The sequence below is a fragment of the Burkholderia sp. Bp9142 genome (genome assembly GCF_003853415.1).
Taxonomy (GTDB): Bacteria; Pseudomonadota; Gammaproteobacteria; order Burkholderiales; family Burkholderiaceae; genus Burkholderia.
Map to the genome: position 1 here is coordinate 85,047 of NZ_QTPP01000001.1, position 14,224 is coordinate 99,270.

Below are 14,224 nucleotides of genomic sequence, written 5' to 3' on the forward strand. Positions count from 1 at the left end.
CGGCTTCAGCGCGCGGCGATCACGGCGCCATGCGTCGCAGCACGCCGTCGCGCCGGACGAAGTGGTGGTAAAGCGCGGCCAGCGCATGCAGGCCGATCACGAAGTAGAACGCGTTGCCGATCAGTTCGTGCGCCTCCTTGATCGTCGGACGCAGTGCCTTGTCGGGGCCGAACAGCGTGAACGACACGCCGATCCAGTCGAGCGACACGGGCTTGCCGCCCATGTTGATCATCATGATGCCGAGCAGCGGCTGGGCGATGATGAATACGTACAGCGCGAGATGCGCGAGCTTCGACAGCCACTTCAGCAGCGTCGCCTGCGGGATGGGCTCCGGCACGCGGCTGATCACCCGCCACAGCACCCGCAGCACGGACAGCACGAGCACGAACGTGCCAGCCATCAGATGCACGTTCATCCAGAACGCGCGACTGTCGCTGCCTTTCGGCCCGCGAATCTCGATGGCCAGATAGGCCAGCGCCACCAGCAGGAAGATGACCCAGTGGAAGAAGATCGAGGGCGAGCTGTAGCGCGTCTGTTTCGCGAGGATGTTTTTCATGCTTTGTCTCGTGTTTCTCGTGTGGTATGCGGGGCAGGCACATGCCGCGGCTGGCCGGTGCCCGGCGGCTGCCCCGATTGTAGCCTCGCGGGCAGCCGGCATTGTGCGACCGGATCAAATATCCGAGGAATCCGCACGGCCCCGCGCCACGGCGCCGTCATATGGAAAATCCGCATCGCGCGCGCCCGCGGCTGTGGCACGATGAAGTTTTGGTGCGGCGTTGTGCGGGCATCATGAGCAAAGTGTTCTTCGTTGCGGCCTACCGGCTGATCGCCGCATTGCTCGCGGTGTCCACCACGCTGCACAGCGTCGCCGACTACTGGGGCATGCCGACCTTTCACCTCGGCAACTACCTCAGCTACTTCACGCAACTGAGCAGCCTTTATGCAGCGGCGATGCTCGTTGCGGGGCTGTCGCGCGTCACGCGCCCCGGCTCGGCCCGCTACGAATCGATGCGCGGCGCCGCCGTGCTCTATGTGCTGATCACCGCGATCGTCTACGAACTGCTGCTCGCACGGCTCGATGCGCTGCGTCACATCACGCCGGCCCTCAACAACTGGGTCCTGCACCGGATCGTGCCGTTCGTGGTGCTGTGCGACTGGCTGTATGTCGAGCCGCGCTCGCCGATCCCGTGGCGCAGCGCGCTCGCGTGGCTCGGTTTTCCGGTCGTCTATCTCGGCTATACGCTCGTGCGCGGCGCGCTGGAGAACTGGTATCCCTACCCGTTCGTCGATCCGCGGCCGAACGGCTATCTGCCGGTCGCGATCCAGTGTTCGCTGATCGCGCTCGGCGCGGCGGGACTCGCGCTGGGCATTCGCTGGCTCGGCAATCATGCGAGGCAGTCCGGCACCGCGGAGCTCAAGGAAGGATGAAGGCGCGAACGTGTGCGCCACCTGGCGCACACGTCGTGACGCGGCGCGTCAGCCGCCGTTGCGCGGCAGGAAGTTCATCGGATCGACGACCTTGCCGTTCTGCCGGACTTCGAACTCGAACGTCGCGCGGCCGCTCGCGTCAGTGCCCATCTCGGCGACCGGCTGGCCCCCGCGGACCGCGTCGCCTTCGTTGACGAGCAGCTTGCCGTTGTGTCCATACGCCGTGATGAGCCCGTTGTCGTGCTTCAGGATCACGAGCGGGCCGTACGCCTTGACGCCGGACCCTGCGTAGACCACCCGCCCGTTTGCCGCGGCCCGCACCGAATGATCGGGCCCCGACGCGGCGATCACGATGCCGCGCGTCCTGCCGGCCGAGAACGACGTCGCGACGATACCCGTCGCCGGCCATGCCAGCGAGCCCGGTTGCGCGGCCGCGGCGGACGGCTGTCCGAGCGACGTCGCGGCAGGCGGCGGCGCGACCCGCAGCACCTGGCCGGGCGACACGGCGTCATTGGGCGACATGTGGTTCCAGCTGGCCACGTCCTGCACGCGCTGCCCGTATGCGGCGGCGACGCCGGCGAGCGTGTCGCCGGGATTCACGCGGTAATAGCCGGCGATCACGCCCGGCGTGGCGGCCGAAGTCGGCGTCGACGGCCGCACCGGCTGCCAGCTGTCGGTCCACGGCGTCATCGTACAGCCCGTCAGCGCGGCGGCCGCGACGACGAACGCCGCCTGCGGCAACCAGCGCGCGAGCGCCTCGTGGATCGGAATCGTTTTTCTCAAGAGTCCTCCCGGATTTGCGTCGTTGCGCCGCCCACCGCCCTCCGGCGCGCGACGCACGATGTCCGGCCGAACGGCCGGACCAACCAGTATCCGACCGCTCTCGCGGCCGTCAGTTTCCATCGCGGAACGTCGATGCGAATGGGCTCACCGGCCCCTTTTTCGCACCTTTTTCACGTCGTCCCGATCGTCAAAGATACCATTTGTCGCGGTCAGGACCGCGACAGGCGCCCGATCCGGCCACAATCTTGCGGCGCCGCGAACGGGTGCCGGCGGGCCGCAAGCCGCGCCGCGCGAGGTGTCCGGCGCGCTTCCGGCCGGCCGTACCGCGGCAGCCGGCCGCCTCCTCCTATACTCGGAGATGCACCGCACGATCCAGCGATAACGAGGAGATAAACATGAACAATGCGACGTTTCTGTCCGTGCAGCTCAACGCCGAGGATTTCGCCGGTTCCAGCGGCCTCGTCGAATTGCTCAACCGGCACCTGCTGTTCGCGACGGACGTCGCCGAAGCCGCGGACGCACTCGTCCAGCTGGCAAGCGTCGCGCATCTGAGCGGCGCCACCCGGCACAGCGTCGAGCTGCCGGTGCTCGCGATCGAGCGGCTGCGCGATGCGCTCGACACGCTGAGCGGCTACGACGAAGCGTGGCTGCAGGCGCTGGAACCGGCCGACGCACTGTTCCGGGACATCGGCCGCGGCCCGCGGCCGCTGCATTGACGCGGCGGGCGCCGCCAATGAAAACAGCCCGTCGTTCCGTGATGCGGAACGACGGGCTGCGTGCACTGCGCTGGGTCGGATCAGGCCGCGCATGCGGCCCGCGATCGAAGACGATCAACGACCCTTGTAGACCGGTGCGCCATCCGACACGCGCTTCACTTGCCAGCCGGTCTTGGCGGCTGCCGGAGCGCCCGACTCTTGCTGGGCGGCCGGTTGCGCGCCGTAACCGCTCGTGTCGGCGGCGGCGACGTTCTGTTGCGGGTTCAGACGTGCTTCAGCTGCCTGGATGCTTGCCGGGTAGTCGGTGCGGTCGCTGCCCAGCTTGTAGCCGGCCTGTTGCAGCTCGGCCAGTTCGGCCTTCACCTGCGCACGGGTGACGGGCGCGTTCTGTTGGGCAAACGACACGGCGGGAACGGCGAGGACGGCAGCTGCAGCGAACGTTGCGATCAGCGATTTCATGATTACCTCCGGGATTTTTTTGCTTCGCCGCACACACCATGTCTGCAGCGATTGAACAAAGTTTAGTCCCGAGATCACTTAGGGAAAACCATGAAAGAACGAAAACACTGTTTCCTCGGAGCCAACAATTCCGGAATCCGGGAACGAAAAACCCTACTCAAAGAATAGATTTTCGCAACAATACCGTCCTCGCCTGCCGGTTACGACCAGTTCGCGTGGAAGCTGCCCGGCTTGTCGGTACGCTCGAACGTGTGCGCACCGAAGAAGTCGCGCTGCGCCTGCACGAGGTTCGCCGGCAGCCGCTCGGAACGGTAGCTGTCGAAGTACGCGACCGCCGACGCGAACGCCGGCACCGGCACGCCGGCCTTCACCGCGGCCACCACGACGTCGCGCAGCGACGCCTGGTAGTTCGCGGCGATGTCCTTGAAGTACGGATCGAGCAGCAGGTTCGCGAGCGCCGGATCCTTCGCGTACGCGTCCGTGATCTTCTGCAGGAAGCGCGCGCGGATGATGCAGCCCGCGCGGAAGATCTTCGCGATCGTCCCGAGGTCGAGATTCCAGCCGTACTCTCCGGACGCCGTGCGCAACTGCGCGAAGCCCTGTGCGTACGAGATCACCTTGCTCAGGTACAGCGCGCGGCGCACCGCTTCGATGAACGCCGCCCGGTCGCCGTCGAACGGCGCGGCGGCCGGGCCCGACAGGATCTCGCTGGCCGCGACGCGCTCGGTCTTCAGCGACGACAGCACGCGTGCGAACACCGACTCGGTGATGAGCGGCAGCGGCACGCCCAGATCCAGCGCGTTCTGGCTCGTCCACTTGCCGGTGCCCTTCTGCGCGGCGCGATCGAGGATCACGTCGACGAGGTGCTTGCCGGTTTCGTCGTCCTTCTTGCCGAAGATCTTCGACGTGATCTCGATCAGGTAGCTGTCGAGTTCGCCCTGGTTCCACTCGGTGTACACCGCGCCGAGCTCGTCGTTGGTCAGGCCCGCGACGTCCTTCAGCACCGCATAGCTTTCGGCGATCAGCTGCATGTCGCCGTATTCGATCCCGTTGTGGACCATCTTCACGTAGTGGCCCGCACCGTCCGGGCCCATGTACGCGACGCACGGTTCGCCGTCCGACGGTGCCTTCGCGGCGATCTGCTTGAGGATCGGCTCGACCAGGTCGTACGCGTCGCGCTGGCCGCCGGGCATGATCGACGGGCCGCGCAGCGCGCCCTCTTCGCCGCCCGACACGCCGGTGCCGATGAAGTGCAGGCCCGATTGAGCGAGTTCCTGGTTGCGGCGAATCGTGTCGGTGAAGTGCGTATTGCCGCCGTCGATCAGCACGTCGCCCTTCTCGAGCAGCGGCTTGAGCGATGCGATCGTCGCATCGGTCGCTTCGCCGGCCTTCACCATCATCAGGATCCGGCGCGGCGTTTCGAGCGACGCGACGAACGCCTCGAGCGTATGGGTCGGCACCAGATTGCGGCCGGGGAATTCGGCGATCAGTTCGTCGGTTTTCTCGCGGCTGCGGTTGTACACCGACACCGCGTAACCGCGGCTCTCGATATTGAGTGCGAGATTGCGGCCCATCACCGCGAGCCCGATCACACCGATTGCTTGTTTGCCCATTAGTCAATTCTCCGGAAAAAACGGGGCGCGACCCGATCCGGGCCGCGCGCACAGGCGAAAGGATAGTGGAAACCCGCCCGCGATGCGCGCTTGCGTGTCATTGCTCCGCGTGTGGGAGGCGCCGGAACACGACGCTCAGGTTGTTCGCCGGCATCTCGACGACCTCGATGCAGTCGAGCCCGCGGTCGAGGCCGAGCGCGACGACCGCCTCGAGATCGCGCACGCCCCACGACGGGTCGCGGCTGCGCAACTGCTGGTCGAACGCTTCGTTGGACGGCGCCGTGTGACGGCCTTCGCGGCGATACGGGCCGTACAGGAACAGCACGCCGCCCGGGCGCAGCACGCGCGATGCCCCGGCGAACAACGCGTCGGTGCAGGCCCACGGCGAGATGTGAATCATGTTGATGCAGACGATCGCGTCGAGCGCCGCGGCCGGCCACGACGCGTCGCGCACGTCGAACGCCAGCGGCTCGGCCAGGTTCGCGAGGCCGGCATGCGCGACCCACGCGGCGATCGAGCGGCGCGCGTGCGCGTCGGGATCGCTCGGCTGCCAGTGCAGCCCCGGCAGCGCCTGCGCGAAATGGACCACATGCTGCCCGGTGCCGCTCGCGATCTCGAGCACGCTGCCGCTGGCCGGCAGCACGCGGCGCAGCACGTCGAGGATCGGCCCTCGATTGCGCTCGGCCGCCGGCGCCGACAGCCGCGCGGACGGATCGGGCGACGACGTCGGCCCGGTCACGATGCATGCTCCGGCGCGCTGCCGGGAACGCCCAGCCGTGCGTTCAGCGCGTCGAGCGCAGGCGCGCAACGCGCCTCGACCTTCAGCGTCAGCATCGGATCAGCGCGCGTGTGACCAAGGTTCAACGCGGCGACGGGCTTGTTCTGCGCCTGGGCCCACACGCAGAACCGGTAACCGGAATACACCATCAGCGACGAGCCGACGACGAGCAGCGCATCGGCCGCATCGAGTGCCTGCGACGCCAGCGCGACGCGTTCGCGCGGCACGTTCTCGCCGAAGAACACCACCGCCGGCTTGAGCAGCCCGCCGCAGGCCGGGCAGGCCGGAATGCGGAACGTGTCGAGCGCGGCCCATTCGAGGTGTGCGTCGCCGTCGGCGGCGGGCTCCGCCTGCGCGCCCAGCAGCTCGGGGTTATCCGTTTCAAGCACGACCTGGATCGTCGCGCGCGCGTGATGGGCGCCGCAATCGAGGCACGTGACGCCGTTGATGCCGCCATGCAGTTCGATCACATCGCCGCTGCCCGCGCGCTGATGCAGGCCGTCGACGTTTTGCGTGACGAGGCGCTCGATCCGGCCCGTGCCGCCGAGCCGCGCGAGCGCGACGTGCGAGCGGTTCGGCTGCGCGTGCCCGACCACGGGCCAGCCGATCATGCTGCGCGCCCAGTAGCGTCGGCGTGCCGCGTCGGAACCGAGGAATTCGTGCAGTTGGATCGGCGGCGAGCGCGTCCATCGACCGTTGCGGTCGCGATAGCCGGGAATGCCGGAATCCGTGCTGATGCCCGCACCGGTCAGCACGAGCAGCCGCGGATGGCGCTCGACGAACGTGTGCAGCGCATCGAGCGCGGCCGGATCGATGCTGGCGGATGAGAGGTCGTGCAAGGCGGTGTCGTTCATGTCGGCGGCGCGTGATCGGGCGCGGTGGCAGGTCGTGCGGCCGCACGGGCGGCCAGCGCGCCAGCACATGATACAGAACGCCGCGCGATCGGGCCGGCGGCCCGCGCAGGACACCCGCGCAGCAAAAAAAAAGACGCCCATCGACCACATGGCGATGGGCGCTTCAACAATTGATCCATCGGGGTTGTGGATCAACTGACAGCACAATGTCATCGGATCCGCCGCAGCGCGGCCGGCGGACCTTTCCCCGGAACTACACCTTCGATTTCCTGAGGTTGCGCGAATCGCCGCGCTGCACCGCGTGCTGCACGCATGCGCATGCGGCGCGTGCGGCGCACTTGCGTGTCGCGCGTCGATATGACGATCCGGAAGTCATGGTCACCCGTCTGCGTGCACCGGCAGTTCATCCCCGACGGCCGACCGGCACCGGTCGGCCCCGTGCGTCACGCATGCACGTCGTCGTTCGGAACCAACCCGATTTGTCCGGATGGAACGGAAAGCCGCGCGCTCACGTCACCGCAATCAACGGCGAAGCGAATTCACGGGCAGGTCGGCGATTCACGTTTGCAACACGCCACGTTGCGATTCGGTCTGTTCTCATTCTCTTGTCCCCGTCTTCTATGCGTCCGACCCACTGAAGCGATCGCCGGGCCCCTGCTGCGCCGGCGATCGCGCTCACGGCGCATACAGACATGCAAGGAGCGCACCATGCGTCGCAGGACAAGGCCGCACGGGCGGGGAAACGGCCCTGACCCGAATCGCGCGGCGGAAGACTGGCGTGAATGTTTCGAAAGTGAAACGACGGGAAACGGCCCGCGCGATCGACGGCGGCCAGCCCCGACGGCCGGTGTTGCAGGAGTGGAACGCGTGCGCCGGCCGTGCGTTCGCGCCTGTGCGATGCCGACGATTCGCTTACGGTTACCCGACCCTGGCCGCGCCAGCACCCATGACCGGACGCGCTCGTCGATCCCGCGCGCGCTGCGCGCGGCCGTCGCACACTGGAACGTCGGTCTCGTCCATGCGTTGCCGCCCGTGCGCGAGGTCATCGAGGCAATCGCCGAGCACGGGCTGCCGATCCTTCACGACGAGCAAAGCCGATTCATCAGGAATCCAAATTCCACGCATGCGGCCAACGATGTGGCTTGCACCGGATGGATTCGCCTGCGCGCACGTCTCGTTCCCGGCACGGCTGTCGCCAGGCCGCCGCGTCATCGCCCGGCGATCCGACCGGAACGACCGGCCCGAATGGCGGCTCGGGAACAGCCCGGGCCGAACGCCAGCGCCACGCGAAACAGGCCGCCCGACAGTACGCAAACGCCCGCCCCGCTTGCCGCATGCCCGATTCGAATAGTCATCGACGGAACTATTCGGCTCCGATCGCGATCATGTTAATTTCCGTCCCTCGTCCAGACCGGCGGGCCACGCTTCGATCCGCGCCCGCACGCCTACTCATGCGACATATCCTGCTCGGCTGGCTGCTCGCCGCCATCGTATCGGCCGCCCACGCGGCCGCCCCCGCCCCGGCCGCCGCATCGGCCGCCTCCGGCGCCGCGCCCGCGTTGACGCCGCAACAGGCGCAGCAGGCCCTCTCCGTCCTGCAAAACCCGCGCGCGCGCGAACAGGTCGAAACGACGTTGCGCGCGATCGCGGCCGTCGGCGTGCTGAGCACGCCCGCGCTCCCGGCGAGCGGCGCGGCGCCCGCCAGCGCCGCATCGGCCGCCGCCGCCCCCGCCGCGCTGACGACGAACGGCCTCGCGTCGATGCTCGTCCGGCAGGGATCGCGCTGGGCCGGCGAAGTCGGCGGCGCGCTGAACGAATCGCTGCGCTCGCTGCTCGATCTCGGCTCGGTCGGCAGTTGGTGGCACGAACGGCTGGCACGCGCCGACGAACGCGCGGCCCTCACGCACGCGATCTGGATCATCCTTGCCGTGCTCGTGCCCGCGTTCGCCGTCGAATGGTTCGCGAAACGGCTGTTGCGGCGCGCGCTGGCCGCCCTGAGCGCGCGGCGCGCCGAATCGTCGCGCCGGGCCGAAGCCGAATCATCCGCGTCCGAGCCGCCCGAGCCGGACGACGACACGCTGCCGGCAGCATCGCCGGCCGGCTCCGCCGCCAAGGCGGACGGCACCGACACGCGCGATACGTCGTCGCAGGGCCGCGGCCATGCGCGGCGCCACACCACGCTGCTGCGCCGGATGCCGCGTGCGCTGGTCAGCCTCGCGCTGCGGGCGGTGCCGCTGCTGGTGTTCGTCGGCGTCGCGAGCCTGACGATGTCGGTGCTCGACGCCGCCGGCACGCTGACCGAAACCGCACTCGAATCGCTGATCGACATCTACGTGATCTGCCGCCTCGTGACGATCGTCAGCCGGCTGTTCTTCCAGCCCGATGCGCGGCAGCTGCGGCTGCTGCACATCAGCGACGCATGGGCCGCGTTGGCGCAGCGCTCGATCGCGCGGATCGTGATCGTCGTCGGCATCTGCACGGCCGCGGTCGAGAGCGCCGCGCGCTTCGGCCTCAGCGACGCCGGTCACGTCGCGCTGCTGAAGGCCGTCGCGCTCGTCGGCCACCTGATGATCTCGGCGCTGATCCTGCGGTGCCGCCAGCCGGTCGCCGCGCGCATCCGCGCGGCCGGCGAAGAGCGGCCGGCCTTCGCGATGATCGGCAATGCGCTCGCGGACGCGTGGGCGCCCGTATCGGTGTTCGTCGTGATGGCGTTGTGGTTCGTGTGGGCGCTCGACGTCCACAACGGCTACCGCGTGCTGATCACGCTCGGCGGCCGCTCGATCGCCGTGATGATCGGCATGCGGATCGTGTCCATCGTCGTGTTCGGCGCGCTCGCGCGGCTGTTCCAGCGCCGCGACGACGATCGCACGCTCGTCCACCTGCACGCGTACCGCTACTACCCGTTGGTGCGCCAGATCGTGTCGGCGGTGATCGCCGTCGTGACCGTCGTGCTGCTGCTGCAGACCTGGGGCGTGCCGATCTTCCATGCGTTCGAGACCGGCACGATCGGCCATCGGCTCGCGTCGGCGCTGATCACGATCGCGATCGCGGCGGTCGTCGCGCTGATCGTATGGGAAACGGCGAACATCGCGATCGAGCGCCGCCTGCAGCAGTGGACGCGCGAAGGCAACCTCGTGCGCGCGGCGCGGTTGCGCACGCTGCTGCCGATGCTGCGTTCGCTGCTCTTCATCATGATCGCGCTCGTCGTCGTGCTGACGGGCCTCAGCGAAATCGGCGTGAACATCGGTCCGCTGCTCGCCGGTGCCAGCATCTTCGGCGTCGCGCTCGGCTTCGGCTCGCAAAAGCTCGTGCAGGATTTCATCACCGGGATCTTCCTGCTGATGGAGAACGCGATGCAGGTGGGCGACTGGGTCACGCTCGCCGGCGTGTCGGGCACGGTCGAATACCTGTCGATCCGCACCGTGCGGCTGCGCGCGGGCGACGGGTCGCTGTACACGATCCCGTTCAGCTCGGTGACGACCGTCAACAACACGAATCGCGGGCTCGGCAACGCGGCCGTGAAGGTCAGCATCGCCTACGGCCAGGACATCGATCGCGCGATCGCGACGCTGAAGGAGATCGGCGCCGCGTTGCGCGACGACCCGAATTACACGGACGGCATCCTGTCGGATTTCAGCTACTGGGGCATCGACCAGGTCGACGGCGCGACGATCGCGCTGGCGGGACAGATCCAGTGCAAGGACTCGGCACGCTGGGGCGTGCAGCGCGAATTCAACCGGCGGATCGCGGTGATGTTCCGCGAACGCGGGATCCGGATCGCGAATCCGCAGCGCAGCGTCGTCGCGTATGACCAAGGTGTGCGGCCCGTCGCGCCAGAAAACGACGGGCATGCCGCCGGCACGCCGGGCGCCGACTCGCCGCCGCCCGCTGCGTCGGAGCACAAGTCGGACTGATCGTGCTGGCGCCGGTGGCCGGGCCACCGTGCGTCGAGCCGCGCCGCGACCGCGCCACCAAACGACTGATGGCCGCGCTCAGCGCGCGGCGGACTTCTTCACGCGCTGAACGCGCTTCGCCGCACTCGCCGGCGCGGCCGACTTCACGCCGGCGGCCTGCTCGCCGCCCGATGTGCCGCGCTGCACATGCCAGTGTTCGAGCAGCACGCGCGTCTGGTCGGCAATGGTCGCCATCAGCAGCGCGCCGCCTTCACCGTCGAAACTGTCCCAGTCGAGCAGTTGCAGCACGGAGCGCGGCACGAGGTGGAACACCGTCAACTGCCCGAACAGGCTCATCGCGCGCAGCCGCGTGACGGGATCGTCCGCCGGCCGCCCCGAGATCCGCCCGATCAGTTCGGCACTCACGTCGTTGAGCGGCTTGCGCACGCGCTTCATCAGAATTTCGGTCGCGCTTGCCGGCTCCTGCCCGATCTGCTCGCGCGCAAAGAACATCCGCTGCCCCATCGTCTTCGGCACCGTGAACATCCGGTCGGCCAGCGTACGAAGGATGCCGATGAATGCGTCTATCAGCGCATCGACGTCCGCGTCCGCGTCGAGCACCGCACGCGCGTGTTCGACCGCCGGACCCAGCACGCTCCAGCCGAGCTCGGCCATCGCCTCGACGCATGCGCGGTAAACGCCTTCCTTGTTCTCGAAGTAGTACTGGAGCGCCGGCGCATTCACGCCGGCCTTCGCCGCGATGTCGCGTGTCGACGCGCCTGCGAACCCGTGTTCGCCGAACAGCTCGATCGCCGCGTCGACGATCCGCTGGCGCGTCTCGTCGCCGCGTGCATAGCCGCTCGTCGACGTGCGCCGCAGCTTCTTCGCTTCGTTCATGCATCCCTCGTCAGTCGATCGAACGACATTCTACTTGACAGAATTTTTCCGACTGGAATAATTTGTCCGCCTGGAATAAATTGGATGCCCTCATGTCGACGCCGCAAGATCCGCCATCGAAAGCAGATCGTCAGGAACCCGCGAAACCGCCGCGCAACGGCCGCTCGAGGCGGCGCGTCCTGCTCGCCGTTGCCGTGCTCGCGGCCATCGGCGGCGCGGTCTGGCTCGGCCGCTGGTGGACGGTCGGCCGCTTCATCGAAAGCACCAGCGATGCGTATCTGCAGGCCGACAACATGACGGCCGCGCCGAAGGTCGCCGGCTACGTGACCGACGTCTACGTGCGCGACAACCAGGTCGTCAAGGCGGGCGACCCGCTCGTGCGGCTCGACGTCCGCCAGTACCAGGTGGCGCTCGCACAGTCGAACGCGACCGCCGACGCGCGCCGCGCCGACATCGCGCGTGCCGAAGCCGACATCAACCAGCAGCGCGCGAACCTCGACCAGGCCGAAGCACAGGCGAAGGTGTCGCAGATCAATGCGCGGCACGCGAGCGACGAATACGCGCGCTACGCGCCGCTCGCAGCAACCGGCGCCGAGACGCACGAGCGCGTGGCCGACCTGAAGAGCACGCGCGACCAGGCTGCCGCGACGCTCGCCGCGAACAATGCGTCGAGCGCGGCCGCGCGCACGCAGATCGCATCGTTCACCGCGCAGTTGCAGCAGGCGCGCGCGCAGCTCGAAGCGGCCCAGGCGAGCGCCGCGCAGGCGCAGCTCGACCTCGACAACACGATCGTGCGCAGCACGCTCGACGGCCGCGTCGGCGACCGCACGGTGCGCGTCGGCCAGTACGTGCAGCCCGGCACGCGCCTGCTGACCGTCGTGCCGGTGGACGCGATCTACCTCGTCGCGAACTTCAAGGAAACGCAGATCGGCCGGATGCGCATCGGCCAGCCCGTCGAGCTGCACGTCGACGCGCTGCCGGACGACACGCTCACCGGCACCGTCGACAGCTTCGCACCGGGCACCGGCGCGCAATTCGCGCTGCTGCCGCCCGAAAACGCGACCGGCAACTTCACGAAGATCGTGCAGCGCGTGCCGGTGCGCATCCGCCTCGCCGCAAACGCACGCGCGCAACGCATGCTGTTGCCCGGGCTGTCCGTGACTGTCGACGTCGACACGCGCTCGGACGGCAACGAGAAACGCCATGGCTGATACCGCCGCCACCCCGCCCGCGCCGCCGCACGAAGGCCGCGCGAGCGTCACCGACTGGATCGCCGTCGCTGCCGGCGCGCTCGGCGCGCTGATGGCGACGCTCGACATCTCGATCACGAACTCCGCGCTGCCGCAGATCCAGGGTGAGATCGGCGCGACCGGCACCGAGGGCACGTGGATCTCGACCGGCTACCTGATGTCGGAAATCGTGATGATCCCGCTCGCCGCGTGGCTCACGCGCGTGTTCGGGCTGCGCAACTTCCTGCTGACGAATGCCGCGCTGTTCATCGCGTTCTCGATGATGTGCGGCTGGTCGCATTCGCTCGCGATGATGATCGCCGGGCGCATCGGCCAGGGCTTCACGGGCGGCGCGCTGATCCCCACCGCGCAAACCATCATCCGCACGCGGCTGCCGCTGTCGCAGTTGCCGGTCGGAATGACCCTGTTCGGGTTGATCGTGCTGCTCGGGCCGCTGTTCGGTCCCGTGCTCGGCGGCTGGCTCGCGGAGAACGTCAGCTGGGGCTGGTGCTTCTTCCTGAACCTGCCGGTGTGCCTGCTGCTGATGGCGCTGCTGGTGTTCGGGCTGCCGTCCGACCGGCCGCAATGGGACACGTTCTTCAACGCGGACTGGCTCGGGATCGCGGGCCTCGCGATCGGGCTGAGCTCGCTGACCGTCGTGCTCGAGGAAGGCCAGCGCGAGCGCTGGTTCGAGTCGCAGATGATCGTCACGCTGAGCTACGTGTCGCTTGCCGGAATGATCCTGATCGCGTTGTCGCAGCGCTTCTCGAAGCGGCCGATCATGCGCCTGTCCCTGATGCGCAATCCGCGCTATGCGAGCGTGATCGTGATCGTGTCCGCGGTGGGCGCCGGGCTGTACGGCGTGTCGTACCTGCTGCCGCAGTTCCTCGCGATCGTCGCGGGCTACAACGCCGAGCAGGCGGGCGCGATCATGCTGCTGTCGGGCCTGCCCGCGTTTCTCGTGATGCCGATCCTGCCGCGCCTGCTCGGCAAGGTCGACTTTCGCGTTCTCGTGATCTCGGGGCTGCTGCTGTTCTGCCTGAGCTGCATGCTCGACATCAGCCTGACCGCGCAGAGCGTCGGCCATGATTTCGTGTGGTCGCAACTGATTCGCGGCGTCGCGCAGATGCTCGCGATGATGCCGCTGAACCAGGCGTCGATGGCCGCCGTCGCTCGCGAGGACTCGGGTGACGCGGCCGGACTCTACAACATGGCGCGCAACCTCGGCGGCTCGATCGGGCTCGCGATCATCGGCACCGTGATCGACCGGCGCACGACCTTCCATGCCGCCGCGCTGCGCGAATCGGTCAGCGCCAATTCGCTGATCGGACAGGAACGGCTGTCGGCCTATGCGGCGAACTGGTTCGCGCACACGGGCGACCTCGCGTATTCGAATCTGCGCGCGCTCGGCCAGCTCGCGCAGCAGATCCAGGTCCAGGCCGTCGTGATGACCTATTCCGAAACCTTCTACCTGCTGGGGCTCGCGCTGCTCGCGTGCGTGCCGCTCGCGCTGCTGCTGAAGACGCCACGTGGCCCGCAGCCGATGTCGTCCGGCCATTGAACCGCCTTACGCG

General features: G+C 68.2%; 12 protein-coding genes. 5 read left to right on the plus strand and 7 right to left on the minus strand.

Translation table 11 applies throughout. The annotated features are described in order from the left end of the window. Positions 1-19: 19 nt before the first annotated feature. Complete coding sequence (locus DIE22_RS00420) at positions 20-556, minus strand: cytochrome b (protein ID WP_124495518.1); 537 nt, start codon at positions 554-556, stop codon at positions 20-22. A 233-nt stretch (positions 557-789) separates the two neighbouring features. On the opposite strand from DIE22_RS00420, the gene DIE22_RS00425 reads away from it, so the two are divergent. Beyond that, positions 790-1,428 (plus strand): Pr6Pr family membrane protein, encoded by a 639-nt coding sequence (locus tag DIE22_RS00425; RefSeq protein WP_124495520.1) that lies wholly within the window; start codon positions 790-792, stop codon positions 1,426-1,428. A 48-nt stretch (positions 1,429-1,476) separates the two neighbouring features. On the opposite strand, the gene DIE22_RS00430 is transcribed toward DIE22_RS00425, so the two are convergent. Next, on the minus strand, positions 1,477-2,211 hold the full coding sequence (locus DIE22_RS00430) for a peptidoglycan DD-metalloendopeptidase family protein (protein WP_124495521.1): 735 nt from the start codon (positions 2,209-2,211) through the stop codon (positions 1,477-1,479). Between the two features lie 395 nt (positions 2,212-2,606). Here DIE22_RS00430 and DIE22_RS00435 point away from each other — a divergent pair, with 395 nt between their 5' ends. Further along, the gene (locus DIE22_RS00435; protein WP_006760526.1) at positions 2,607-2,927 is read left to right on the plus strand and encodes a hypothetical protein; all 321 of its coding nucleotides are present in this window, start codon (positions 2,607-2,609) and stop codon (positions 2,925-2,927) included. A gap of 114 nt (positions 2,928-3,041) precedes the next feature. Here the strand turns inward: DIE22_RS00435 and DIE22_RS00440 are convergent, their stop codons facing one another. From DIE22_RS00440 to DIE22_RS00455, 4 genes are all read right to left on the minus strand, one after another. Continuing rightward, positions 3,042-3,386 (minus strand): DUF4148 domain-containing protein, encoded by a 345-nt coding sequence (locus DIE22_RS00440; RefSeq protein WP_124495523.1) that lies wholly within the window; start codon positions 3,384-3,386, stop codon positions 3,042-3,044. Between the two features lie 200 nt (positions 3,387-3,586). Then, a complete protein-coding gene (gene gndA / locus DIE22_RS00445) occupies positions 3,587-4,999 on the minus strand; it encodes an NADP-dependent phosphogluconate dehydrogenase (RefSeq protein WP_124495525.1) in 1,413 nt (470 codons plus the stop codon). Positions 5,000-5,096: 97 nt separating this feature from the next. Continuing rightward, positions 5,097-5,738 (minus strand): DUF938 domain-containing protein, encoded by a 642-nt coding sequence (locus tag DIE22_RS00450; RefSeq protein WP_124604069.1) that lies wholly within the window; start codon positions 5,736-5,738, stop codon positions 5,097-5,099. Beyond that, a complete protein-coding gene (locus DIE22_RS00455) occupies positions 5,735-6,631 on the minus strand; it encodes an NAD-dependent protein deacetylase (protein WP_124495529.1) in 897 nt (298 codons plus the stop codon). Before DIE22_RS00455 ends, DIE22_RS00450 begins: the two co-directional genes overlap by 4 nt. Before the next feature lie 1,451 nt (positions 6,632-8,082). On the opposite strand from DIE22_RS00455, the gene DIE22_RS00465 reads away from it, so the two are divergent. Next, entirely contained in the window at positions 8,083-10,545 is a 2,463-nt protein-coding gene (locus DIE22_RS00465) for a mechanosensitive ion channel family protein (RefSeq protein ID WP_124604071.1), read from the plus strand. A gap of 78 nt (positions 10,546-10,623) precedes the next feature. Here the strand turns inward: DIE22_RS00465 and DIE22_RS00470 are convergent, their stop codons facing one another. Then, positions 10,624-11,421, minus strand: coding sequence for a CerR family C-terminal domain-containing protein (locus DIE22_RS00470; RefSeq protein ID WP_124495533.1), 798 nt, complete (start codon positions 11,419-11,421; stop codon positions 10,624-10,626). 92 nt (positions 11,422-11,513) lie between these two features. Here DIE22_RS00470 and DIE22_RS00475 point away from each other — a divergent pair, with 92 nt between their 5' ends. Both DIE22_RS00475 and DIE22_RS00480 read left to right on the plus strand, forming a co-directional pair. Continuing rightward, the gene (locus DIE22_RS00475) at positions 11,514-12,632 is read left to right on the plus strand and encodes an HlyD family secretion protein (protein WP_124495535.1); all 1,119 of its coding nucleotides are present in this window, start codon (positions 11,514-11,516) and stop codon (positions 12,630-12,632) included. Beyond that, a complete protein-coding gene (locus DIE22_RS00480; protein ID WP_124495537.1) occupies positions 12,625-14,211 on the plus strand; it encodes a DHA2 family efflux MFS transporter permease subunit in 1,587 nt (528 codons plus the stop codon). The genes DIE22_RS00475 and DIE22_RS00480 overlap by 8 nt, the downstream gene beginning before the upstream one ends. Positions 14,212-14,224 lie beyond the last annotated feature (13 nt).

Coding starts and splice junctions, on each gene's coding strand:
- gndA (WP_124495525.1), bottom strand. CDS start 4,999: ATGGGCAAACAAGCAATCGGTGTGATCGGGCTCGCGGTGATGGGCCGC.
- DIE22_RS00425 (WP_124495520.1), top strand. CDS start 790: ATGAGCAAAGTGTTCTTCGTTGCGGCCTACCGGCTGATCGCCGCATTG.
- DIE22_RS00470 (WP_124495533.1), bottom strand. CDS start 11,421: ATGAACGAAGCGAAGAAGCTGCGGCGCACGTCGACGAGCGGCTATGCA.
- DIE22_RS00475 (WP_124495535.1), top strand. CDS start 11,514: ATGTCGACGCCGCAAGATCCGCCATCGAAAGCAGATCGTCAGGAACCC.
- DIE22_RS00440 (WP_124495523.1), bottom strand. CDS start 3,386: ATGAAATCGCTGATCGCAACGTTCGCTGCAGCTGCCGTCCTCGCCGTT.
- DIE22_RS00420 (WP_124495518.1), bottom strand. CDS start 556: ATGAAAAACATCCTCGCGAAACAGACGCGCTACAGCTCGCCCTCGATC.
- DIE22_RS00455 (WP_124495529.1), bottom strand. CDS start 6,631: ATGAACGACACCGCCTTGCACGACCTCTCATCCGCCAGCATCGATCCG.
- DIE22_RS00465 (WP_124604071.1), top strand. CDS start 8,083: ATGCGACATATCCTGCTCGGCTGGCTGCTCGCCGCCATCGTATCGGCC.
- DIE22_RS00480 (WP_124495537.1), top strand. CDS start 12,625: ATGGCTGATACCGCCGCCACCCCGCCCGCGCCGCCGCACGAAGGCCGC.
- DIE22_RS00435 (WP_006760526.1), top strand. CDS start 2,607: ATGAACAATGCGACGTTTCTGTCCGTGCAGCTCAACGCCGAGGATTTC.